The sequence below is a fragment of the Corallococcus sp. EGB genome (assembly GCF_019968905.1).
Taxonomy (GTDB): Bacteria; Myxococcota; Myxococcia; order Myxococcales; family Myxococcaceae; genus Corallococcus.
Genome location: NZ_CP079946.1, coordinates 1714260 through 1736790 on the forward strand (window position 1 = coordinate 1714260; position 22531 = coordinate 1736790).

Sequence of the window (22531 nt, forward strand, 5' to 3'; positions counted from 1 at the left end):
GTCCGGGCGTCACGCCCCGCCATGAGAGTACGGACCCGGGGCGCCTTCCTGGCTACGTACTCCGGTACGACCCCGCCCGGAAAACCAACGCCCCGAAGCCCCCGTCCATGTCAGACCCCGCGAGTACTGTTCTTCCTGTCGCAGCGAGAAACGCACGAGGGGGAACACGTCAATGGCCATGTCTGTGATTGATAACCGCGTCGAGGTCGTCTTCAGCTTTGACACCACGGGCAGCATGTATCCGTGCCTCGCGCAGGTGCGAAAGAAGCTGGGCGCCGCGGTGGCCCGGCTGACCAAGGAGATTCCAGGCATCCGCATCGGCATCATCGCGCACGGCGACTACTGTGACGCGAAGTCCACCTATGTGACCAAGGCGCTGGACCTCACGGACGACGCCAAGGCCATCACCCGCTTCGTGGAGAAGGTGGAGCAGACGGGCGGTGGAGACGCGCCGGAGTGCTACGAGTTGGTGCTGCACGAGGCGCGAAGCCTGTCCTGGACGGAGGGCTACACGAAGGCGTTCGTGCTCATTGGCGACGACGTGCCGCACCCGCCCCAGCACAACCCGAAGAAGCTGGACTGGCGCAAGGAGGTGGCCGCGCTGGGAGCCCAGGGCGTGCCGGTGTATGGCGTCCAGGCGCTGAACCGCCGCCACGCGACGTCGTTCTACAAGGAGCTGGCGGAGAAGTCGGGCGGCTTCCACCTGAGCCTGGATCAGTTCTCGCACGTCACCGACATGCTGCTGGCCGTTTGTTACAAGCAGTCCTCGGACACGCAGTTGCAGGCGTATGAGGCCGAGGTGTCGCGCGAGGGGCGCATGAGCCGCGGCCTCAACGCGATGTTCAACACGATGCTCAAGCGGGCCGCGTCCACGCTCTTCGGCGAGGCGGACCTGCGGGCGGTGCCGCCCGGGCGCTTCCAGGTGCTGGAGGTGGAGGGGGACTGCGCCATCAAGGAGTTCGTCACGGAGAACGGCCTGGGCTTCAAGACGGGGCGCGGCTTCTACGAGTTCACCAAGACGGAGACCATCCAGGGCCGCAAGGAGGTGGTGCTGATGGACCGCAAGTCCGGCGACCTCTACAGCGGCGAGCGCGCGCGGGAGATGCTCGGGCTGCCGCCCGGGGAGACGGTGCGCATCCGGCCCGCGAGCCTGGAGAAGTACGTCGTCTTCGTCCAGAGCACGTCCGCCAATCGCAAGCTCAAGGGCGGCACGAAGTTCCTCTACGAGGTGGAGGACTGGGACGGAGCACGCGCCGCGGCCTGAAGCGCAGGGGGCCCTCTTGCGGCCACGCGCGGGACACCACTACAACCGCGCCGCTATCCACCCGAGGGGGTTTTCACGTGTTTCGAAAGAATGTCCTTGGCGCGGTGTTCGCGCTGGGGTTGCTGACTGCGATGGGGGCGCAGGCCGAGGTGCTGTTCTCCCAGGCCAACTTCCTGCTCAACAAGAACCAGCTCTCCGCGGTGAACTACCGCGGCAAGGGCGCGGCCATCCCCGTGGGGACGAAGGTCGCGGTCCTCAAGCGCGACAACGATGAGGTGCGCTGCAAGGTCATCGACTCCGGCGTCGAGTTCCGGTTCGTGACGCACCGGAGCCTGGGCAAGCCCATCAACGTGCTGTTCGACGGCTTCTTCTCCGCGCAGGACCCCGCCCCGCGCATCGCCGCGCTGACGCCCGAGGAGCAGAAGCAGGTCCAGGCCGGAGAGCTGGCCCGGGGCATGTCGCGCGAGGCCGTGCTGCTGACGGCCGGCCCGCCGCCGCCGCACCGGACGCCGTCGCTGCAGTCCAGCCGCTGGACGTACTGGAGCTCGAAGTTGTCCACGTTCGAGGTGGAGTTCGGCCCGGATGGCAAGGTGGTGCGCGTGGGTGACGAGCCCGCGGCCGCGCCCGTGGCCGCGCCGGCTCCGGTGGAGAAGACCTATTACCACGCGACCGCGAACTTCCATTTCGAAGCGGGCACCGTGTCCTGGGTGAACTACCTCAAGGGCCCCATCATCCCGTTCAACGCGAAGGTGGAGGTGCTGGACAAGGGCTCGTCGTCCGTGAAGTTCAAGGTCGTGGACACCGGCGCGGAGCTCGAGTTCGAGAACGACTCGCGCTCGGGGTCGGAGACCTGGAAGCTGTTCCAGGCCGCGTTCGCGCTGGAGGACCAGGCCGCCAAGATGGAGGCGCTGTCGCCGGAGGACCGCCGTCGGGTCGCCGCGTCGGAAGTGGAGCCCGGCATGAGCCGCGAGGCCGTGCGCATGGCGTGGGGCCCGCCGCCTCCGCATGAGACGCCGTCGTTCCACTCCAGCACCTGGACCTACTGGAAGTCGAAGGCGACCAAGGTGCGCGTGAAGTTCAAGGACGACAAGGTCGCCGCCATCGAGTAGCGCGGGCGGCACCCTGACGGCAAAGAGGCGTGACGGCTCATCGCCGCCACGCCTTTTTTCTTCGTCGCGCCAGCCTTCGCGGCGGACTACTCCAGGGCCGGGGCCTCGTTCATGCCGGCCGTCGGGTCCTGCATCGGCGACTGGGCCAGGGACAGCACGCTGGTCGCGGCGTTGCCCACCGCGCCCACGGCGCCCCCCACCGCACCCGCGGCGCCGCCCACCGCGCCCGCGACGCCCTGCACGCCCTCGGCGACACCCTGCACGCCCTGCGTGATGCCCTGCACCAGCTGCGCGATGCTGCTCAGCACGGAGGCGGCGCCCTCCAGCAGCTTGCCCAACTCCGCGGCCTTGCCGCCGATGCCGCCGACGTCAAAGCCGTCCTGCTTCAGGCCCGCCAGCGGACCGGAGGGCTTGCCGTCCACCTTCCCAGCGGGGGAGGACGTCGGGGCGCCCGGAAGGCTGGGGTGGTGGGCTTGGAGACCGCGGACGGCTGGTGGGGGGTGGTGGGCTTGGAGAGCGAGGACGGCTGGGGGGTGGTGGGCTTGGAGGCGGGGGGCGCCGGCGGCTGGACGGAGGGGGTGGGCTTGGCGGCGGGGCTGCGAACGGAGCGGATGGCCATGACGGGACTCTTTTCTGGAAGGGGAGTGCGTGTTGCTTTCAGCGACGAGGACACCCGTAGCAGCGGGCATGCCAATGCCTGGGTCCTGCCAGGGCATGCGCAAATCGTTGATCTTGTTTGGACCGCATGAGGCGCCGGCCTGCGCTCCTGGTGACTGCCGTCGTAGGGGCTGATGACTTCTGTCATCAGGCGGGCGCCAGGGACTCTGCGATAGGCTTTGCGCCATCCCCCAGGAGAGCTTCCCCATGCCATCCAAACTCAAGATGCCATCCCTGAAGATGCCCACCGCGGGCGCGTCGCAGGCGCCGTCCACGCCCAAGTCCCCCGCGAAGGCGAAGCCGGACGACTGGTTCATGAAGAAGCCGCTGGGGGATCCGAAGCCGGTGAGCCAGCCGCCCGAGGAGAAGACGCTCACCGACGGCATCCGCCGCGACCTCTTGAGCCCCGGCCTGCCCGTGCGCACGGAGGAGGTGGCGCTGCAGGACAACCGCAAGGTGCGCATCACCACGGTGGGGCAGATCAAGATTGGCGAGACGGACAAGCAGCCGGGCTTCACGCTGGCGGCGCTCCAGGACCTGAAGAAGATCTCCGGCACGGAGACGGGCCGCATGGAGCTCAACGGCATCAACCGTCACTCGGGGCTCAACGGCACCACCGAGAAGCACGTGCAGATCTGGAAGAAGGACGAGAGCGGCACCACCGACAAGTCGGGTGAGAGCAAGGCGTTCGGCATCAAGGAGGGCGCCAAGGTGGAGTACAGCCCGCAGGACGGCATCCCCGACCCGAAGCACGCCTCGCACAAGGAGAAGTACGGCGCCTGGGGCACGCCGAAGAACAAGCCGTCCGACTCCACGCTCCTCCACGAGCTGCATCACGCGCGCGAGTACGTGGATGGCACCATCGACACGAAGACGACGGTGAAGCGTGGCAACAAGCAGGACCTGTCGCTGAGCGAGATGAGCGCGGCGGGCCTGGATGGCTTCAAGGACAGCGCGTTCATCGAGGGCAAGGGCAAGCTGACCCGCCCGTCGGAGAACACCTACCGCCACGAGCAGGGCCTGCCGCAGCGGACCTTCTACGCGGACAAGGCCGAGGTGAAGAACAAGGGGCTCGACCGCCTCCTCAAGGGCTCCGTCGACCTGGATCCGAAGCTGTCCAAGGAGGACGCGGCGAAGCTGGAGGCCTACAAGCAGAAGACGCCCGTCAGCGAGTAGCGCGCTCGCTGACGGCACACTGTCATCACCGCAGGCCCGCGCCAGGCTGTGCGCGGGCCCGCGGTTCTGGAGCGGCGTCAGGGATTACTTCGTCGAGCGGATGACCGACAGCTCGACGTCGCCAATCACCTGCTGCGCACGGCCCAGGTCAATCAGCGAAGACTCGAGCGCCGCGACGTCACGGGACACCGTGGCGGACGAGGGCGCGAGGGCCGCCTGTTCAGGGGCCGCCTGCTCCCGCAGGACGTCGCCCCGCAGCACCATGGGGGCGCTTCCCCGGCTCGCGTCGCCCAGCCGCTCGATCTGGACGCCGGTGTAGCCCAGGACGGCCGGGGACTCGGGGACCGCGGCAAGGTGGCCGCTCGCCTGCGCCCGGGCGAGCTGCTCCTCGATGCCGCGCACCTGCGCGGGGTCGGTCACGAGCACGCTCGGGTTGGGACGGCCCGAGTACAACAGATACGTCACGCGCAGCCCCTGCTGGGGCTGCTCGGCCTGGAGGTCGGACGCGGAGGCCGTCAGCGACCCGGCGACACCCAACCCCAGCACACCGCACACGACGAACGCACGAAACGAAAGACGCGACATGGAAGGTTCTCCGTGGAATGGGGAAGGGGAGGACTAATTGATGGACTCGTGGCCGTAGCCTTCAGCGATGTCCGACCAGATCCTGAAGAAGCCGCAGAACTGGGTGTAAGGGCCGCGGTTGGCGGTGCGCGGATCCGTGATGACCTGACCCGAGTTGTCCAGGTTCGTGGCGCGCGTCCCGCCCGGCTTGTGGGTCCAGGTGCCGTTCTCGTCGAGCCGGTACCAGTGGTAGTCGTAGCCCGGAGCTACCACCAGCGCGGCGCCGGTCTTGAAGTTCAGGATCGTGCTCGGATAGTCGGAGAGGGGCTCCAGGCCATCGTTGATGGCGGCCTGCCGCACCACCGAGCAATCCATGATCGTGGCCTGCGAACCCGAGGCCCGGCCCGGCTGGGCGAAGGTGTTGGTGGCCTTGTTGTTGGCGTAGTTGTAGCAGTTGTTCTGGCCCTGCCGGCTGTTGTCATTCCAGTAGGACGGCGTGTAGCTGGGCCGCCCCGGGTTGAGCACGTTCCAGACCTCGTAATTGGGTAGGGCGCGGTTGAAGACGAACACCTCGTCGAGCCGGTCGGAGAACCGGTACCCCTGGGTGTCCTTGTGGCCGCCGATGAAGAACGGGTTGTTGGTGTTGTTGATGTTGCCCATCTTGGGCGTGGCCAGGCCGGCGTCGTAGCCGTCGATGTAGAAGGCGATGTGCACCGGCCACGAGGTGCGGTTGACGCTCACCGCGACGTGATGCCAGCGATTGGGCACCAGATACGGTTCCGAGAGGAAGTTGAGCCAACCCGTCTCGTCCGCCATCTGGAGCAGCAGCTTGTTGCCTTCGGTGACCGCGAACGAATAGCCGCGTCCGTCGGTGCCCCGGTTGTCGATGATGGTCTTGTTGTAGCGGCTGGTGTCCGTCATGCGGATCCACGCCGTGAGCGTGAAGCTGCCGGTACCGAAGTTCAGGTTCGGCGAGTTGGCCACCTGGAGGTACTTGTCCCCCACCAGGTTCATGCCGTTGTCCCACCAACCCCACGACAGCACCGAGCCGCCCACGGCCGTGGCCGTCTGGTTCAGGCCGCTCGTGTCGAGGGCCCGCTCGGGGAGACCGAACGGCGATGAGGTGATGGTCTTCCACTCGCCGACCAGGCCGTTGGTGACCCGGTTGGGCACGGCCTCGCTCGTCGTGACAGGCGCGATGACCGCGACGGCGGCGGCCAACATCCACTTGAATCCTTTCACACTGCCTCCTTAGCCGGGGAAAATGGCGAATGAGGAGATACAGGAGCCCTCTGACATTCCTGCAGAGCTTGGAAGGGATTGAAGTCTTTTAATGACAGCGCATCCGGTAGGCCCAAGGCGGAGGCCCGCGCCTTGGATTTGCTCGCATTCATCAAGGACGCCGAAGCGGTTACGGTTGACGGCGTTCGAAGATGGAGGTCGCTCTTGGCCTTTGTGATGGATCGGTTCTACGTCGTGCATCCCACGCCAACGCTCCTGTCATGGTTGAAGGAGAAGGGCGTTCCCGCGTGGTTGCGGTTGGATCGTCCGCACCTCTGGAGTCAGCGAGAGGTAGGGGACCATGACTACGAAGGGCAGGGCGAGGACGAGCAGACCTTCCTCAAGCTCGCGGTGCTCGCGAGCTTCATGAACCGCGCGGATGACGCCAGGCCGGCTGCCGAGGAGGACACCGAGCTGGAGACGGCGCGGGTGCTCACGGGGTTGCTGGGAGCTCCGCCGCTGACCGTGGAGACCTTCGACCGGTGGTGGACCCTGGAGCGGGCGGAGGCGCTGTCTTCCGTGGAGTCCACGCTGGCGCACACCCCGGTTCGCATTCTGCGCAAGGTCCAGGGCCCCGATGCTCGCCGCGACGGCTGGCGGCTGTCCCGGTCTGTCGGAGAGCGGTGGACCGACGTCATCCGTGCGAAGGAGGAGGATGCGCCGCGCCTCCAGTGTGCCGTGTCCTGGGTGCTGGAGTGTCTGGGGCTGAAGACCGCGAATCGCGTCTGTGTGCTCCGGATCCAGCCGTTCTCGCTGGATGCGCCCATCGAGGAAGTGCTCCACGTCCCGGGATGGACCTTGCAGCGCCGGAGCCATGATCTTCGCGAAGGCGTCAAGCTCATCCTCGAGGACTTCACGTGGGGAGATGACGCGTGGACCTTCACCTACAGGGTCCATGAGGGCGAGCGCGGATCCGCGTCATCCGGAACCGTGCGGCTTCTGTTGGAGAAGGGCCCGCGCGGCTGGGCGGTTCAGTCAGGGGCGTGGCGGCCGTGAATGGATGGCTCCGCGAGTGACGGGCAGCACGCGTCCGGCGCGGAAAATCGGGCCGAAATGAAGGTTTTAAACGCGCGCTGGCCGCTGGGGTTCTCCGGGCATTCACGCCACAGGGGCGCGCCACCGGCCCCGGAGAACCCATGAAGCCCGCTCGCGCTGTCGCCGCCGCCTCGCTGTTCGCCGCCCTCGCCATGTCCACGCTCGCCCATGCCGAGGCACCCGTGGACTCCGGGCCGCCCGGCTCCATCCGGAATGGCCCGTCGTATGGCCACCGGCTCGACGTGGGGGGCAGCTTTGGCGTCAACAACGCCGGGGGCCAGGGCTTGTTCTCGGGGTTCAGCCTGATGGCCGACCTGCGACCGGTGGACTTCGTGTCCTTGGGGGCAGGCGTGGGACGAGGGCTGTGGGGCGTGCGCTTCACCGCGCACTCGCGCGTATATCCGCTGGGCGTCTCGCGCGGCTTCTTCCTCCAGGGCGCGCTGGCGCACAACCTGGGGCGCACGACCTGGCTCGGCGAGGAGGATGGGGTGGATTTGAGCGTCATCCGCTCGGCGGTCACCACGGCCAATGCCTCGCTGGGCTACCGCATGGACCTGGGGCGCCGCGGATGGCTCGCCTTCGAGGGGGGCTGGGCCTACCGCCTGGATCCCGCCACGTACCGCACGGGCGGTGAGCGCGAGCTGACCGACAGTGAGGAACGGAACCTGCGCTTCGCCCGGCCGGGCGGCGTGATCCTGGGCATTTCCGGCGGCTTCTCCGTCCTGTAACAGGTCCGCTAGTCTTTCTGGCGCCGCTCCATGTCGGATTCCACCACCGCTCCTGCTTCGGTCCTGCCCTTCCCGGGGGACGCCCGGCGACAGCTCGAGTCGCGCTCGGACGAGGAGCTCATGCTCTTGTCCGCGGGTGGGTCCACGCAGGCCTTCGAGCAGCTGGTGCGCCGGCATCACGCGCGGCTTGCGCGCTACTGCGGCAAGTCCGTGGGCAGCACGGCGGAGGGCGACGAGCTGGCGCAGGAGACACTGGTGCGGGTGTGGGAGGCGCGCCGCGAGTACCAGCCCCGCGCGCCCTTCGTCGTCTTCATGCTGACGCTGGCTCGCAACCTGTGCCGCAACCGCGTCCGGGATGCGGGCCGGCGCGGGCGCTGGCAGGCGGAGGCTCCCGACGGAGCCCGGGTGGAGGCCGTGGCCTCGCCGGCCTCCGCGGACGTGGTGGACCAGCTGCTGGAGCGCGAGCGGATGCGGCGCGTGCGCGAGGCCCTGCTGGAGTTGCCGGAGAAGTTCCGCGAAGTGCTGCTGCTGCGGTTCGACCAGGAGCTCGACTACGCGGAGATCTCCCGCATCGTCGGGCGCAACGAGTCCACGGTGCGCTCGCGCGTGTTCCATGGGCTGAAGAAGCTCCGCGAAATGGTGCCGGGAGGAAGTCCATGATGTCGGCATGCCCCGAGCCGTCGGTGTGGCCGCAGCTCGTCGACCGGCAGCTCTCCGAGGAAGAAGCGCAGGCGCTGCGGGACCATGCCCGGGGCTGCGCGCGCTGCCAGTCCCAGCTGCGGGAGACCGAGGCGCTCGTCGCACGCATCGCCGCGCCGCTGGATCCGGCCGCACCCACGGAGGAGGCGGTGGCGCGGGTGATGCGTCGGGTGCTCGCGGGGGGCGGGGAGCGGCGGGTGAGTCCGCTGAGGGCCCGGCCCTGGGTGGGAGGGGCCGTGGCCGCCGCGCTCGCCGCGGGGCTGGCGGTGTTCATGCTGCGGCCCTCGTCCGGACCGGGGCCCGGGCTCGGAGAGACGTTTACCGCGCGCGGCGGGCCGGTGGCGGCGACGCTGGGCCGAAGCGTGGGCGTCACTTTCCACACAGGCGCCGCGCCGCTGGCGCCGGACTCGGTGGTGTCCGCGGATGCAGGCTTCGGGGTGCGCTACCGCAACCTGGACACGCGCGAGCCGGTGTACCTGCTGGCCTTCGCCCAGGACGCGCGCGGCGAGGTGCACTGGCTCTATCCGGCCCACCTGCGTGAGGACGCGAACGAGCCGTCGGTGCGGCTGATGCCGTCGGCGGAGGCTCGGGCGCTGGATGAGGTGGTGGTGTTGGAGGAGCCGGCGCCCGGGCCCTTGCGCCTCGTGTCCATTGTCACCCGCTCGCCGCTGGGGGTGATGGATGTGGAGTCGCTCCCGCCGGAAGGGCGCACGCCCGAGGCGCTGCGGAGACAGTGGCCGGAGGCCGCGGTGGAGTCGGTGTCCGTCGTCATGGCGGGAGCGGGGGCCACGCCTTGAGGTTCCTGCTTCCGCTGCTCGTCATGCTCACGCTGTCCACCTCCGCGGCGGCCGAGGCGCCAGCGGTGTTCGCGCTGGTGGTGGCCAACAACCAGGGCTTCGCGCCCGGCCGCGCGGTGCTGCAGTACGCGGACGACGACGGGGCGAAGTACCACGAGTTCTTCTCGATGCTGGCGGAGCCCGAGGACGTGGTGCTCCTCACCGGGCTGGACGCGGATACCCGCCGGCTCTTCCCCGCGCTGGAGCCGCAGGTCCGCGCTCCCAGCTCGGAGAACGTCGCGGCGGCGGCGCGGTCGCTGGCCACGCGAATCGCGGAAGTGAAGCGCGCGGGCCGCGAGGTGGACTTCTACTTCGTCTTCGCTGGCCACGGCGATGTGGACCAGGGGCGCGGCTTTCTGGAGCTGAGCGACCGGGCCTTCGACGCGGATGACCTGCAGGCGTTGCTGCGCCAGGTGGATGCCACGCGCGCACACGTCATCCTGGACAGCTGCAACTCCTTCTTCGTGGTGAGCCCGCGCAAGGCAGGTGGGCGGCGCTATGCCACGCCGGAGGACATGACGCGGAGCCTGGCGCAGCGGTTGCCCGCGGTCGGCGTGCTGCTGTCCACGAGCGCCGAGGCCGAGGTCTACGAGTGGTCCGAGCTCCAGTCCGGTGTCTTCAGCCACGTGGTGCGCTCGGGGCTGATGGGGGCCGCGGACGCGGACGGGGATGGACGCATCACGTATGCGGAGCTGGAGGCCTTCGCGAACATCGCGGCGAGGGAGATTCCCAACCCGCTCTTCCGGCCCCGCCTCTTCGCGCTCGGTCCGGGGCGCAGTCCCCAGGCCACGCTGGTGGACCTGCGGGCGGTGCGCTCGGCGGTGACGCTGAAGGTGGACGCCGTCCCCCGGTTCGGCTCACGCTGCGCGATGCCCAGGGCTTGCGGTGGGTGGACCTGAACAAGGAGGCCGGCATGCCGTTGGCGCTGCGGCTGCCGCCCCGGGTGGCGCGGGGCCTGGAGGTGGAGCGCTCCGGCGGTCCCGACACCGAGCGCGTCGGGTCGCTCGGGGAGGTGGTGTCCGGGGCCACGGTGGAGCTGGCGAGCTTCCGCTTTCCCAGGCCCACGCCACCGGCCGCGCGCGGGGTGCAGGACCAGCTGCGCAGCCTCTTCGCGACGCCCTTTGGTCCCGAGTCGCTCGCCGCGTTCGAGCGCGCGCGGAGCGCCGAGCCCGCGCCGGTGTACGGCATCTCGCTGGCGGAGCGGGAGCGGATGCGGCAGCTGGTGGAGACCTTCAGCGAAATCGAGCGCGACCGGCGCAGAACGGAGACCATCCTCTTCGGTGCGACGCTGGTGTCTTCACTGGGCACCGGTGCGTTCCTCATCGCGGAAGGGGGCCGGGACAACCGGGTCCAGGGCATCTCAGCGCTGGCCGTGAGCCTGCTCTTCAGCGGCGCGGACCTCCTCCAGCAGTTGCGGCGCGAGGACCCGGAGGACCTTCTGCGGGAGTTCCACGCGTCGCAGGCGGACGCCGCGGCGGACCCGGGCCTCGCCATCGCGCGCGTGGACTACCGGCTCAACCGCTTCCTCGTGCAGGAGCGGAACATCCGGCGCCGGCTGGAGACGGTGGGGTACATCTACATGGGCGCGGCTGCGCTGTTCCTGGGGGTCGCCGAGGTGCGGCGAGCGAACGGCTGGCCGGGCCACGACGTGAGGGAAGCCGAGCGCGCCGCGCTGCTCGCCGCGGTGAGTGCCACGTCGAACCTGCTGCGTGCCCGGTACACGGGAAGCGCCACCGAGCACCTGGTGCATCAGTGGAATTCAGACCCGGACCTGCGGCGCCTGCCGCGCGTCGCCGTGGTGCCCACGTCCGGGGGCGCGGTGCTGGTCATGGGGGGCGCCTTCTGACTTGAGCCAGTCAACGTGCCGAGCGTCCGCCGATCTCCGGAAAGCGTACGTAGGCGCGCATGAATGCACTCAGGTGAACGGCGAGGTTCCACGAGGTCATTGCTCCACGGCACGTAAGAGGTGGGCTCCGGCACGAGGGCCATTCCAGGCCACAGGGGGCAGCTCAAGCGACCTGTCCGCCGGTCGGAAGCATCGCTCGGCTGCCGCCGTCAGCGGTCTTCCTCGGTCCCCACGAGCCCCGGGGACCCATGCAGTCCACTTGACATGGCTTCCCAGGGCTATATTTTGAAATTATTCAAAATATCAAAGGGTCGTGATGAGAACGCAGGAGGTCTTCAAGGCAATTTCAGACCCGACCCGACGCAGGGTGCTCAAGCTCCTGCAGGGCGGCTCGAAATCAGCGGGAGAGCTCGCTGAGGCGTTCGACATCACGAAGGGATCGCTGTCGCATCATTTCAACGTGCTCAAAGCCGCGGACCTGGTGCGCTGTGAGCGCCGCGGGCAGCAAATCGTCTACTCCCTCAATACGACCGTGTTCGAGGACGTAGCGGCAGTCCTTCTTGACCTCTTCAAGGTCGAAAAGGGGAATGGAGCGCAGTCATGAGGATCAGCCGGGCCAATGGGTTGAGTCTGGGACTCGTCGTCGTGGCGTTCGCGATGGCCTTCATGCTCTACGGCCAGTTGCCGGAGTCGATCCCGACGCATTGGAATGCCCAGGGCGTGGTGGATGGGTATACGTCCAAGCCCTGGGGGCCCTTCGTCCTGCCGCTGGTGATGGCCGCCCTGTTCCTGGTGCTGCTGGCCGTGCCGCGGATTTCGCCCAGGGGCTACCGCGTGGCCCCATTCCAGGGCGTCTTCGAGGGCATCCAGGCGGCGCTGGTCGCGTTCCTGTTTCTGCTCAACGCCCTGGTCCTGCTCGCGGGCCTCGGCGTTTCCGTTCCAATGGCGCGCGTGGTTCCCGCTGCCACGGGCCTGGTCCTCATGGTCCTGGGCAACTACATGGGGAAGTTCACGAAGAACTTCTTCTGTGGAATCCGGACGCCCTGGACGCTCGCGAGCGACGAGGTCTGGCTGCGCACGCATCGCCTGGGAGGAAGGCTCTTCGTCCTCGCGGGAGTCATCGTCCTCGTCTCGGGGCTTCTCGGCGGTGGTCCGGTCCCCGTGCTTGTGGCTGTCGCCGTCGCGGCGGTGATTCCCGTGCTCTACTCGTACGTCCTCTATCGCCGCATCGAGGGGGACAAGCATGGACCGACGGACGATGCGGGCTCGCATCGCTCTGCGTGAAGGCGGGCCATGGGTGGATGACCAGGCTCCTTGGGAGATGAAGTGCCGACATCCCTCCGCGTCCCAGCCCGTCCCGCCCCGTTCCGTATTCTCACGCAACACGCCGGGCGAGGCAGCCTCTCCCGCCCCTCGGAGGTGGCGCCATGGCGGACCAGCCCCGAGCGGCATCTCTCATCGGAGCGACGGGCGCTGAGCAGCCCGCCCGGCTGCATCAGGCCTGCGGCGCCACCCAGACCAGGTTCCACAGATGGCCGTCGAGGTCCTCGAAGCCCTGGTCATACATGAAGCCGTGGTCCTCGGGCGGATGCGGAATACGGCCGCCAGCGGCGACGGCCTTGGCGATCAGCCTGTCCACTTCTTCCCGGCTCTCGCAGCTCAGGCAGATGATGACCTCGTTGGCCTCCTTCGCCTGCACGACGGACTTGTCGATGAAGGTCTTGAAGAACGCTTCGGTCATCAGCATGGCATGAATGGTGCCATCCACGATGACCATGAACGCCGAGTTCTCGCTGCTGAACTGTGGATTGAAGCTGAAGCCGAGAGCGGAAAAGAAGGCCTTGGATTTGTCCAGGTCCTTGACCGGCAGGTTGAAGATGATCTGCTTGTTCATGACGTCCCCATGTCGAAAGGTGAGTTGGATACCGGGTCCTGCATGCGGACGACGAAAAATGACCCATGAGATCGACACGCGCGCGAAAAAATCTTCGCTGCGATGGCGCTCACGCGTGTGAAGCACCTCGGGACGTTGCGGAAGACTGATTTCGACTTCCGGACCTTCGAAGAGGCCGAGTGGCTTGTCTCTGACGCTGGTCCGAAGCGGCGCCCCGTGCTGCCGGTCGCCGTCAATGCGGGCTGCGGCAGGGCGAACTGGTCGGGCTCCCGTGGAACGCTCTGGACCCACCGGCACCTGCGGAGTCGCTTCGTGCTCTGCCAAGAGGACGGAGAACACCTCCCCCAGGCCGGATGGCCGGGCCTCTTCGCAGAGCCCTGCGGACGGGAGGCATCACGCGAACCGTGGGGCAAATCGGCTGGCACGACCTGCGGTACACCTACGGAAGCCACCTTGCGATGAACAGGGCTCCGCTGAAGGTGGTTCAGGAGCTGATGGGGCATGCCACCGTCGAAATGACGATGCGCTACGCCCACCTGAGCCCTGACCGCAGGAGGTCAGCGGTCAGCGTCCTGGACCATCCGCTCGCTTCGGCGTGCGACTTCCGTGCGACATGCGGAGAGGGCGCTGCCAACCACTCGTAAATCCAGGGCGAAACAGTGCCGAAGGCGGGATTCGAACCCGCAGACAGGGAGGTAGGAAACCTCAAGCAGGACGCGCAGTTACCCGCTATCTCCCTGATTTCGCTCGGATTCAACATCCCGCCTCGTCCCACGCTGTCCCCTGGTGTGCCCCCTCGAACCACGCTGGAGGGGCACACTAGGGGCACACGCCAACTCCCTCACTGGCTGGCAGGGCCTCCGCTTCCGGTCAGGCTTCCTCGTCGGGAAGCAGTGTCCGAAGAAGCTCGTCGTCGGGTCCGAGCGGACGCCAGCCGGGAGGTGGTGGACTGGCGAGGAGCACATCGCGAGCATGCCGCACGCGCGCTTCGTGAGTCTCGGGGGTGTATGCGGACCAGCGCCCAAGCGTCATTGCAACATCGAAGCGGCTTGCGTCGTCCAAGATGGGCGGCCAACCGTTGGGGAGTCCCTCGGCGACTTCGCGCACGAGCACGTCGCGGACGAAGCGTGTGACCCGCTTGTGCTGCTCCGCCTCGTACAGCAAGCCGCTCAACACCTGTACCGCAGCAACGTCGTTGCCCAACTCGTCGGCCAGGACGTGCAGCGGAACGGCCGGGCGCGCATCGGCAAAAGCGGTCAGTGAGTCATAGCCTCGCTCACGGACCCGTTCGTACAGGCGCGCCTTGATGTTGCCCTGCCATGCACCTCCGTCGCTCATCGTCCTCTCCCACGAGTGAAGCTCATCGGGACCCTATAGTCCCGCATACTCTTCGCGACGAGAGTCAGGATCTCGTTCCGCGTCAGAGTTCGACCGGTGGCAATCTCGGCGTCGCCCAGGGCCTTCATAATCATCCTGTTCCACTCACCGGGCCATGTGCGCCCCAGCTTCCAGTTCCCTCCGCCGTGAATCGCCTCATGATCGGCCTGCTCCAACCGGACGCAGAACTGATCGATGTCCATGTCGCCCTTGAAGCCGCGCCGCTCGAACCACTCTCGGTGCTCCTGCGGCAGCACATGGTGCTTCGGAGCGTCCGACATGCCCGCCCCTGCCCTGCCAGTCTCGTGCATGCCGCGCACCTCGGGACCGTCCCCCAGCGCTTCGCGCACGCCCTCGGGCAGGTCCTGATGCGCCTGGGCCATCGTGACCTGTCCGCCGTGAATGAGGACGGCCGCGCCGACGGCGGGAACAGAGATGACGCCCGCCTGCACGAGCCTTCGCATCATCTCCACCCACTCAGCGGAGACCACCAGCCGCGAGCCCACCATCACTCCACCCGAACTCATCACGAGGCCCACGCCGAGTGTCGCAGGGGCCGAGGGCGGTACGCGCGGCAGGGCCATCTTCATGGTGGAAATCATGGTGACCATCTCCAACGCCTTCATCGCCGCGATGACCTGCCCGCCGAGCTTCATGGTCGAGCGGGTCTCTCGCTGGAGCGTGTCGAACTCACGCGTCAGCTTCCCCATCAACTCGGGCATCGCGAGGGTCGCGGCCTCGACTCGCTCAGGGTCCAGGGACGCGAGGTCCGTCAACGTGGGCTCCATGAGTCCCTGCATGCGATGCAGGTCCGTGAAGAGCTTCTCGACGCTGCACATCGGGCAGTTGCGAAGAATGGCATCCGCGAGGTGGAGGAAGTCCACCCAGGTGGCCAGGAGGAGAGTCCCGAATTGGGCCGCCTGGAGCCTGGGCCCCGCCATGCGAAGGAGGCCCAGTTCCATGTCCGTGTCACCGACTTCCGAAGCCGCATCCGTCAACGCGGTGGCACTCCCGAGCGCACCATGCAGCCACGTCACCTGCTTGGAGCCCTGGTCGAGGTAGCGCGTGAAGACGCCGGTGAGGCTGAAGCCCCAAAGGTCGGGAGGACGGGCCGCCAGTTGGGTGAATGCGGCCGCGACGCCGCGCAGGGAGCCCTTCACCTCGTCCGTGGCGTCCAGGACCGCCTGCCGCGTCGATGCCGCGCTCCGGGCCCCACCCCCGACAGCGCTGTCCCCCAGGGCGGTCACGTCGTCGCGTGGCCCCGGACGCCGCAACATCCGCTGGAACACCTCGGGGCCCGAGAGGGAAGGCGGCGGAGAACCCCAGGCGCGTGGGGCCTCATCGCTCGGAGCCTCCACCCATGCGGGCACGGGAGCCGCACGCGGCACGTAGCTCAAGCTCCGGCGACTCCCAGGCGCGTGCGGCACGGAGGCGCATCCCGTGGCCAGCAGCGCCACGGCCAGCACCAGGGCGTCAGCGCGCATTGTCCACCCCCAGGCCCACCGAAGCGAAGGCGCTCGGCCGCAGCGAGCCTTCCCCCTCGGGGAACAGCAGCGTGCCCGCCGTGCCCATGGCGTAGAGCTTCCCTCCCAGGAAGCGCCAGCGCAGCTCCGCCCCGCCCAGGTAGCGCGCCCCGGGCTGGCCCATGCCCATACCCAGCCCCTTCACCGCCACTTCGAGGCTGCGCGCGAAGAGCTGCACCGCCACGCGCCCATCCACGTCGAAACGCCCCCACGAGAAGGCTTCCACTCCCAGCGACAGCTTCAGGTGCTTGGAGAGGCCGCCGTAGCGGACCGCGTCCCAGCCCACCTCCGCCTCGCCATAAGCCGAGTACCCGTCCGGGAAGGGCGCCTCCGCTAGCGGCACTCTCTCCGGCCCTGCGGCCTGGAAGCGCGCCAGTTCGTAGTCCGGGCCGAAGAAGCCCTGTCGGAAGCCGCCGTGCTGCCGGCGCACCTCCAAGCGCAGCCGCATGTCCAGCGTGGGCGTCAACGCATCCGCGCCCGCGCCCACCACGGCTCCCCATGCGCCGCCCTCACCTGGCCGCCCGCCCCAACCGGCAATCAGGTGGGCCTCGAAGCCCGGCCGCACCACCACCACGGCAGTACCGTCCAGGTGCGCCAGCGTCACCGACGGCGCGCGACCTCCGGCCCGTCCCCAGTCATGCACGGCGGAGAGCGACAGCGTGTAGCGGCCCGGCTCGCGGGGCTGGCCGAAGAGGACGTGCTGCACGTCCAGCGCGACTTCCGCCCCCATGAGGCGCGCGCCCAGCACGTCCGAGGCAAAGGCTTGCGTGTAGAGAGGGCCCAACGTCCCGGTGAGGAAGCCTCCGGCCGGGTGGTAGTCGGGATTGCTTCGGTTGGAGTAGCGCCGCACGAGGTGCCCCGACAGCAGGCTGTAGGACTCCAGCCCGCCGAACCAGACGCCCACGGGCGCGTTGTCCGAGCCCAGCTTGAGGCCGCGCACCACCTGCCCGAAGTCTGAGAGGCTGTCCCAGTCCTCCCGCCGCACGAGGCCCGCGTCTTCCCCTCCACCCCACAGCCGCAGCCGCACCGGGGCGCCCAGGTTGAAGCCGAACTCCGCGCCTCCGTCGAGGATGAAGGTCGGCTCCACCTGGAGGAAGCCCTCGCCCGAGCCGATGCCCGCGCGCGGCAACAGGGCCCACGTCGTCGCGTCCAGCCGCAGCAGCGAGCGCCACGTAGTGGCCCGCGTGCGCCGCTCCTCCTCCACGGGCGGCACCTCCGGGACGTCCTCCGCCCATGCGGCAACCGGCCACAACAACCACAGCCATACGGCCCACCGTCTTGTCATTCGCATACACGCCTCCCAGCAATGCCCCCAGCGAGGGGAGCAAAGGACACACGTCTGACGTTCAGCTCGGCTTGGGGCCGGCCGCGCGTCATGACTCAGGATTGAAAGGAATGGGTGCCGGCCGCGTCAGGCCAGCGGGCGTCAGTGCTTTGTCACGCGCAGCGCGCCGGGCCTTGGCTCCGTCGTCGTCTCGTCCGCGCTGCGTGCCGGAAAGGGCTCCGTGCGGATGTCGTCCTGACTCCGCCGAGGGAAGGCGGGAAGGATGCCGCCCTCGTCCTCCACCAAGTTCAATTCCTCCAGCGCTTCGCCTCCCTCCAGCATCGCCACCTGGACTTCCTTCACCGCGTCCGCCCCCGTGAAGGGCCCCAGACGTGCCAGTTGCGCGCGCAGCTCCACCTCCAGCGCCGCTGCCGTCGCGAAGCGAGAGGACGGATTGCGGCTCAGCAGTCGGAGGAAGACGGTGCGCAGCGACTTGGACAGCCCGAAGGCTGCCTCCTTCACGTCCTCGACCCGGTAGGCCATGGCGCACCGGAGCGCGTCCTCCATGAAGGGCGGAGGGTGTGCCCCCATGGACAAAGCCGTCATCTTCAAGGCCTTCAGGTACTGCTCCCGCGAGCGACGGAAGGGAGCGTCCTCCGGGTGGATGTCGCCCGGGTCATACAGGTGCCGTCCCGTGGCGAACTCCAACAGCGTCAATCCCAGGGAGAAGAGGTCCGAGCGAGCGTCCGTCGCCTCCCCCAGCAGCGCCTCCGGTGAGGCGTAGATGACGTCCCCGACAGGGCGCGGCATCGTCGTGGACGGGCGCCCCTGGAGCAGGGAGAAGGCCACGCCGAAGTCCGTCAGGGCCACGCCGCCACCGGGCCGCAAGCGGATGCAGCCGGGGTTGATGTCGCGGTTGACGATGCCCAGGGGATTGCCCGCGTCGTCCGTGCGCGTGTGCGCATGCGCCAGGGCCGCCGCCACCTCTGCCCCCACGTAGAGGACGAAGGATTCGGAGAAGTAGTGCCCCCGAAGCTGGGCGATGTCGAGGAGGGTGTTCAGGCTGAAGCCCTCGATGTGCTCCATGACGGCGCCCAGGCCGTGCTTCATCTCGAAGAGGCCATGGACGCGGGCGATGTTGGGGTGCTGGAGGAATTGCGCCAGCCGCACCTCCTCCTCCAGCCGCGCGCGAGCCCGGAGGAAGCGCTCCGTTGCGGGCCCCTCCGGCAGAGGGACGCACTTCACCAGGACCTTGCCCCGGTAGCCGTCGGGAGTTCGAGGCCGCGCGTAGAGGACACGTTCGCCGTTCCGGCCGGTGCCTAGGTCCTGGAAGAACTCGTAGGCCGTGTCTCCATCGCAAAAGAGGACCGTGCCCCCGGCGAGCCGGGAGTCAGCGCCACTGGACATGGAAGGGGCTCCTGAATGCCCGCGCGAGGGAGCCGCGCAAAGGCAGACAGAAAGCTACCTCCGGCTGCCTTCCTCCAGGAACGACTTCACAGGTCACTTACTTCAAATTTCCCTGGTATTCCTGGAGTTGTTCACGCGGCTCCAGAAACGCAACGAGTCTTTACACTCCGGGCTCAGGGCCAGCGGTCCACGACAAAAGCCACAGCCGTGCGGGAGAAGAGGACTGCGCCCGGCTTCGAGCCCTCCCACGCCGCCTCCGGTCCGTTCCGCCCAATTGCGAGGCAGACGGGAACGGTACGCCCGTCCGCAAATCGCGCTTCGGTGTAGCGGGCCAACAGGAACGTCCCGTCTCCCGTCCATAGCCGCCCGTAGAACACCGTGCCCTTGGGGATATACCGGCTGCCACTTCGGACAACTCCCGTGACCGGGCCATCCCTGAACAGCCCCTCATCGCCTGGAGAACCCGGTTGGCTCTTGTCGATGGTGAGCATCACCGAGTTGCCCGGGTCCAGTTGCAGCCCACCATCATCGATTGCATTGAACATGGCGTTGCGGGCCTCTTCGGGGCATGCCCCCGACTCGGGACGTACCTGGGAACTGCTGGGGCAACCGAGTTGCAAGGCCACGGCGGCGCTCGCCGCAGCGCACTTCGCGAAGAACTCCGCCCTGGCGCTAGGAGTGGTGGCCTTCTTGGCCGGGGCGTTGGACGGGCTTGCGACGATGGGGGCACGCTTCACGGCGGAGCTTTCCTTCCGGACAGGATCAAGAGGGGGCAAAGCTACCCCAGGGGATGACGCGGTCAGCATGTCGCCCGCGTCAGGTGAGAGGGCCGCGTCCTCCGAATCGGTGGGCGCGAGAGAAGGCACGAGGGAGGCGAACCCTGCATCCCTCGGCGCGGCGGGCTCAGCGGGACGCCCGGCAGCTTCCATGGGGGCCGCAGTCGGAGACATGGGACGCAGCCACATGAACGCCCCCACCACGGCCGCCACGACGAGGACGGCCACTCCGGCGCCCACGACACGGGCCCGCCGGACACGACGGGCGGGGGGCTCCTCGTCCGTGTTGGTGGCCGGAGCCGTTGGGGGCTTCAGCGAAGGAGCATGGACGGGCACGGTCCATTCAGGCCCCGCCTCGCCCGCGAGGGCTTCCAGTTCGCGACGCATCACTTCCGCCGTGGGAGGGCGCTCTTCTGGCTTCCGCGCGATGAAGCGCATCGCCACGTCGCTCAGTCCCGCTGGCACCCGCGCGTTCAGCTCCCGGGCTTGCAGGGGCACCCAGCGCCCCTCGACGGCGGCCTTCGGAGAACCGCTCGCGGGCTCCGGCGTCGTCAGCACGTCATAGAGACAGACGCCCAGCGCGTAGACGTCATCCGTCACCTTAAACTCGTAGCGCGCGCCCTTCTCGTCTCCGTGCTCTTTGAAGAAGCGCGAGGCCTCGGGCGAGCGGTAGCGGCGAGTGCCCGGAGGCAGGGGGGCGTCCGTCAAGTCCTCGGCGTGGGTGTAGTCCCCTGCGCTGAAGTCGAGGATGGCAGGCTCGCCGTCCTTGGCTCGCACCATGATGTTGGCGAGCTTCAAGTCGCGGTGGAAGACGCCGCGACCATGCATGTAGTTCATGGCGCCCGCGAGCTTCTCGAAGACGCGGACCACCTCCTGCGCCGTGGGGTGCATCCGCTCCACCCACTCCGCCAAGGTGTAGCCCTCCACGAAGTCGAGGACGACGTAGAGCCAGCCCGTGCGGTAGTCCGGCCAGCGCCCATGGGCATGGAGGCCGACGATGTTCGCGTGGGTCAAGTGAACGAGACAGCCCAACTCACGCTTCAATCGTGCGTCCGCCTGCTCCGCATCGCCGCTCCCCGGCCGGTGCATCGCGATCTTCATCGCGCAGTGCTGTCCGCCCTTCTCCACACGGTAGACAGCGCCGTAGGTGCCTGCGCCGAGCAGCTTCACCACGCGCCATCCATCGAACAGGTATCCGGGTGGGAGCGATGCGGGATGGTGGATGACTGTCAGCATGGCTGACCTCTACAGCGCAACATGAGGAACGAGAAGGCGACGAACGCCCGAGGCATCAACCAGCTCCAGGTTGAATAGGGCTCCCTTCTTCCAAGTTGGGGCCCCCGTTTCCACCACCACGCTACCGATCTCCCCAGGCCCAATTCGCGGCTGCTTCATGAGCACCTTGAGCACTCGTACGCGCGCGCCGCTCGTAGTGCTGGTAAGCCGCGCCACCGTGGGCGTCCAGGGGTCCTTGCCATAGTTCTCCACCTCCACGAACAACACGCCCCATGCACGCGCGCGGAAGCTCCGTCCGTACTGGACACGCAACGAGGACTCCGTCTCCTTCTTGGGCTGGGCCGTAATCCCACTGTCCAACACGCCGCCCTCTTCTAGGAGTCCATTCAGTGCAAGCGCGGCTGGGCCTGTCGCCTCGTGCTGCGTTCTGAGTGCGGCAAGCTCGGCATCCTTCGCCGCAAGCTGGGCGCGCACCTCGGACAGCTCCGCCTGAAGCGCCTCGGGGCTCACTGGACGACGAGACACCTCCACGCGGGTGTCCACCATCAACGGGTGCGAAACGAGAGCGATGACCGCATGCGCGGGGAAGGCTCCATCCGCGAAGCGCACGCGGAGCATCAGCCGTTCTCCGGCGCCGAGTTCCACGCCCGGTTCCAGGTTGATGGCGCGTTCACCCACGTCCACAAGCTTGAAGCGCGTGCGGCCCTCCAACTCCACGGCATTCCGATCCACCGCCGAGTCGAGGACGAGGGTCGTCAGGATGCCAGCCGCGACCGGGACCTCCAGGACGGGCTCACCAGGACGGGGAAGCGCAACCCGCCTATCCCTGCGCTCGCGGACCGATGCGGACGGCTGGGCCTGGGCGGTCGTGAAGAGGAGCAGTCCCCCCAGCACGAGGGGCAGGTGCAACGCGGAGAAGGGGAAGGACAAGCGGGACGGCCTCCGCGCGCGACCCTACCAAACCGGAAGGACCCACAGCCCTGGAAACGCGGCGTGGAACCCGCGAGCGAGGTCAGGACGGATCCACGGACACGAGGGCGGGGCGGCCTCCGTGTCCCACCATCGGCGGGGTTTCGTTCAGTTTTGAGGCGAAACCCGCCTTGCGCTGCGCATAACGCCCACCCCACGGGGGCCCGCGTTTTGTCCCAGAATTTCTTCAGCGTGTACGACCGCCGAGCAAGCCTTGAAGAGGCCGGGCTCCGGAAATCCGAGCCGGGGGGGATCCACTCCCGCCCCCCGCCAGGCCGGGCAAGCCGTCCCGCTCCAGAGAAAGCGACAGGGCACGTGAGCCAGTCCCAAAAGCCGCAGGCATTTACGCGGGTACGGGAGATTCGAAACATGCTGGAGCCGGTTGAGCAGTACCGGCCCCACATCATCGAAGCGCTCGCCCGAGAGAACGACGGAGCGAGCGAGCCACTCCCAGAAGTTGCCCCCATTGAAAGGGGGAAAGGGAGATTCGAACCATGCTGGAGCTTGTTGAGCAGTACCGACCCCGCATCATCGACGCACTCACCAAGGCCTCGCCGCAGGGGCTGACGGTGAAGGAGCTGTGCGCCGCGCTTGGCGCCGGAGAGCAGGTCCTCCGCCGTTGCCTCGCCGCCCTCGTGCTGGCTGGCGTCATTCGCGAGGCCGCGAGGTACACGCCCGGAGCGCGCGGCGCGGTGCCTCGGGCCTACAGCCTCACCGACGCGAATCGCGAGGGCGAGCCGTGAGCGTCCCCCAGCGCATTCAGGACGTCACTCCGGCTGTCAGCTCACTGCCCCGCCTCTCGGCACACCGGGGCACAAAGCGGGGCACCATCGAACGCGAGAAACCTCCAAGAAATCAACGGCTTGGCGGGCCCCTTTGGCTCACTGCCC

General features: G+C 68.1%; 24 protein-coding genes. 13 read left to right on the forward strand and 11 right to left on the reverse strand.

The features are described from left to right. The first annotated feature begins 178 nt into the window (after positions 1-178). Entirely contained in the window at positions 179-1264 is a 1086-nt protein-coding gene (locus tag KYK13_RS07065) for a vWA domain-containing protein (RefSeq protein ID WP_223642977.1), read from the forward strand. A gap of 77 nt (positions 1265-1341) precedes the next feature. Further along, positions 1342-2373: an outer membrane protein assembly factor BamE gene (locus KYK13_RS07070; RefSeq protein WP_223642979.1), complete on the forward strand. Its 1032-nt coding sequence runs from the start codon at positions 1342-1344 to the stop codon at positions 2371-2373. Positions 2374-2459: 86 nt separating this feature from the next. Here KYK13_RS07070 and KYK13_RS07075 read toward each other — a convergent pair whose 3' ends face one another. Beyond that, positions 2460-2795: a hypothetical protein gene (locus KYK13_RS07075; RefSeq protein WP_223642981.1), complete on the reverse strand. Its 336-nt coding sequence runs from the start codon at positions 2793-2795 to the stop codon at positions 2460-2462. A 442-nt stretch (positions 2796-3237) separates the two neighbouring features. Between KYK13_RS07075 and KYK13_RS07080 the strand changes: the two genes are divergently transcribed. Next, the gene (locus KYK13_RS07080; protein ID WP_223642983.1) at positions 3238-4206 is read left to right on the forward strand and encodes a M91 family zinc metallopeptidase; all 969 of its coding nucleotides are present in this window, start codon (positions 3238-3240) and stop codon (positions 4204-4206) included. A gap of 84 nt (positions 4207-4290) precedes the next feature. On the opposite strand, the gene KYK13_RS07085 is transcribed toward KYK13_RS07080, so the two are convergent. Both KYK13_RS07085 and KYK13_RS07090 read right to left on the reverse strand, forming a co-directional pair. Then, the gene (locus KYK13_RS07085; RefSeq protein WP_223642985.1) at positions 4291-4791 is read right to left on the reverse strand and encodes a hypothetical protein; all 501 of its coding nucleotides are present in this window, start codon (positions 4789-4791) and stop codon (positions 4291-4293) included. Positions 4792-4824: 33 nt separating this feature from the next. After that, the gene (locus tag KYK13_RS07090) at positions 4825-6012 is read right to left on the reverse strand and encodes a LamG domain-containing protein (RefSeq protein ID WP_223642987.1); all 1188 of its coding nucleotides are present in this window, start codon (positions 6010-6012) and stop codon (positions 4825-4827) included. A gap of 216 nt (positions 6013-6228) precedes the next feature. Here KYK13_RS07090 and KYK13_RS07095 point away from each other — a divergent pair, with 216 nt between their 5' ends. From KYK13_RS07095 to KYK13_RS07120, 6 genes are all read left to right on the forward strand, one after another. Further along, complete coding sequence (locus KYK13_RS07095; RefSeq protein WP_223642989.1) at positions 6229-7047, forward strand: hypothetical protein; 819 nt, start codon at positions 6229-6231, stop codon at positions 7045-7047. A 140-nt stretch (positions 7048-7187) separates the two neighbouring features. Further along, positions 7188-7814 carry a hypothetical protein gene (locus KYK13_RS07100; RefSeq protein WP_223642991.1) on the forward strand — a complete coding sequence of 209 codons (627 nt, stop codon included), beginning with the start codon at positions 7188-7190 and terminating at the stop codon, positions 7812-7814. Between the two features lie 30 nt (positions 7815-7844). After that, a complete protein-coding gene (locus KYK13_RS07105) occupies positions 7845-8474 on the forward strand; it encodes an RNA polymerase sigma factor (protein ID WP_223642993.1) in 630 nt (209 codons plus the stop codon). Then, complete coding sequence (locus KYK13_RS07110) at positions 8471-9310, forward strand: zf-HC2 domain-containing protein (RefSeq protein ID WP_223642995.1); 840 nt, start codon at positions 8471-8473, stop codon at positions 9308-9310. Before KYK13_RS07105 ends, KYK13_RS07110 begins: the two co-directional genes overlap by 4 nt. Then, positions 9307-10248 carry a hypothetical protein gene (locus KYK13_RS07115; protein WP_223642997.1) on the forward strand — a complete coding sequence of 314 codons (942 nt, stop codon included), beginning with the start codon at positions 9307-9309 and terminating at the stop codon, positions 10246-10248. Before KYK13_RS07110 ends, KYK13_RS07115 begins: the two co-directional genes overlap by 4 nt. A 14-nt stretch (positions 10249-10262) precedes the next feature. Continuing rightward, positions 10263-11195, forward strand: a complete 933-nt coding sequence (locus KYK13_RS07120; RefSeq protein WP_223642999.1) for a hypothetical protein — start codon at positions 10263-10265, stop codon at positions 11193-11195. 10 nt (positions 11196-11205) lie between these two features. Here KYK13_RS07120 and KYK13_RS39205 read toward each other — a convergent pair whose 3' ends face one another. Next, positions 11206-11295: a DUF5953 family protein gene (locus KYK13_RS39205; protein WP_223643001.1), complete on the reverse strand. Its 90-nt coding sequence runs from the start codon at positions 11293-11295 to the stop codon at positions 11206-11208. 216 nt (positions 11296-11511) lie between these two features. Between KYK13_RS39205 and KYK13_RS07130 the strand changes: the two genes are divergently transcribed. Both KYK13_RS07130 and KYK13_RS07135 read left to right on the forward strand, forming a co-directional pair. Continuing rightward, positions 11512-11799 (forward strand): autorepressor SdpR family transcription factor, encoded by a 288-nt coding sequence (locus KYK13_RS07130; protein ID WP_223643003.1) that lies wholly within the window; start codon positions 11512-11514, stop codon positions 11797-11799. Further along, entirely contained in the window at positions 11796-12479 is a 684-nt protein-coding gene (locus KYK13_RS07135; RefSeq protein WP_223643005.1) for an SdpI family protein, read from the forward strand. Before KYK13_RS07130 ends, KYK13_RS07135 begins: the two co-directional genes overlap by 4 nt. Positions 12480-12690: 211 nt before the next feature. On the opposite strand, the gene KYK13_RS07140 is transcribed toward KYK13_RS07135, so the two are convergent. Continuing rightward, positions 12691-13413 (reverse strand): VOC family protein, encoded by a 723-nt coding sequence (locus KYK13_RS07140; RefSeq protein ID WP_223643007.1) that lies wholly within the window; start codon positions 13411-13413, stop codon positions 12691-12693. A 29-nt stretch (positions 13414-13442) separates the two neighbouring features. Between KYK13_RS07140 and KYK13_RS07145 the strand changes: the two genes are divergently transcribed. After that, the gene (locus tag KYK13_RS07145; RefSeq protein WP_223643009.1) at positions 13443-13733 is read left to right on the forward strand and encodes a tyrosine-type recombinase/integrase; all 291 of its coding nucleotides are present in this window, start codon (positions 13443-13445) and stop codon (positions 13731-13733) included. Positions 13734-13959: 226 nt separating this feature from the next. Here the strand turns inward: KYK13_RS07145 and KYK13_RS07150 are convergent, their stop codons facing one another. The 6 genes from KYK13_RS07150 to KYK13_RS07175 form a co-directional block, all read right to left on the reverse strand. Continuing rightward, a complete protein-coding gene (locus KYK13_RS07150) occupies positions 13960-14427 on the reverse strand; it encodes an NUDIX hydrolase (RefSeq protein ID WP_223643011.1) in 468 nt (155 codons plus the stop codon). Continuing rightward, the gene (locus KYK13_RS07155) at positions 14424-15626 is read right to left on the reverse strand and encodes a DUF2380 domain-containing protein (RefSeq protein WP_370645306.1); all 1203 of its coding nucleotides are present in this window, start codon (positions 15624-15626) and stop codon (positions 14424-14426) included. The genes KYK13_RS07150 and KYK13_RS07155 overlap by 4 nt, the downstream gene beginning before the upstream one ends. A 313-nt stretch (positions 15627-15939) precedes the next feature. After that, complete coding sequence (locus tag KYK13_RS07160; protein WP_370645307.1) at positions 15940-17274, reverse strand: hypothetical protein; 1335 nt, start codon at positions 17272-17274, stop codon at positions 15940-15942. A 141-nt stretch (positions 17275-17415) separates the two neighbouring features. Next, a complete protein-coding gene (locus tag KYK13_RS07165; protein WP_223643017.1) occupies positions 17416-18660 on the reverse strand; it encodes a protein kinase in 1245 nt (414 codons plus the stop codon). 173 nt (positions 18661-18833) lie between these two features. Beyond that, positions 18834-20672 (reverse strand): serine/threonine-protein kinase, encoded by a 1839-nt coding sequence (locus KYK13_RS07170; protein WP_223643019.1) that lies wholly within the window; start codon positions 20670-20672, stop codon positions 18834-18836. Positions 20673-20681: 9 nt separating this feature from the next. Next, the gene (locus tag KYK13_RS07175) at positions 20682-21602 is read right to left on the reverse strand and encodes a DUF2381 family protein (RefSeq protein WP_223643021.1); all 921 of its coding nucleotides are present in this window, start codon (positions 21600-21602) and stop codon (positions 20682-20684) included. A gap of 533 nt (positions 21603-22135) precedes the next feature. Here KYK13_RS07175 and KYK13_RS07180 point away from each other — a divergent pair. Next, on the forward strand, positions 22136-22384 hold the full coding sequence (locus KYK13_RS07180; protein WP_223643023.1) for a hypothetical protein: 249 nt from the start codon (positions 22136-22138) through the stop codon (positions 22382-22384). Positions 22385-22531: the final 147 nt, after the last annotated feature.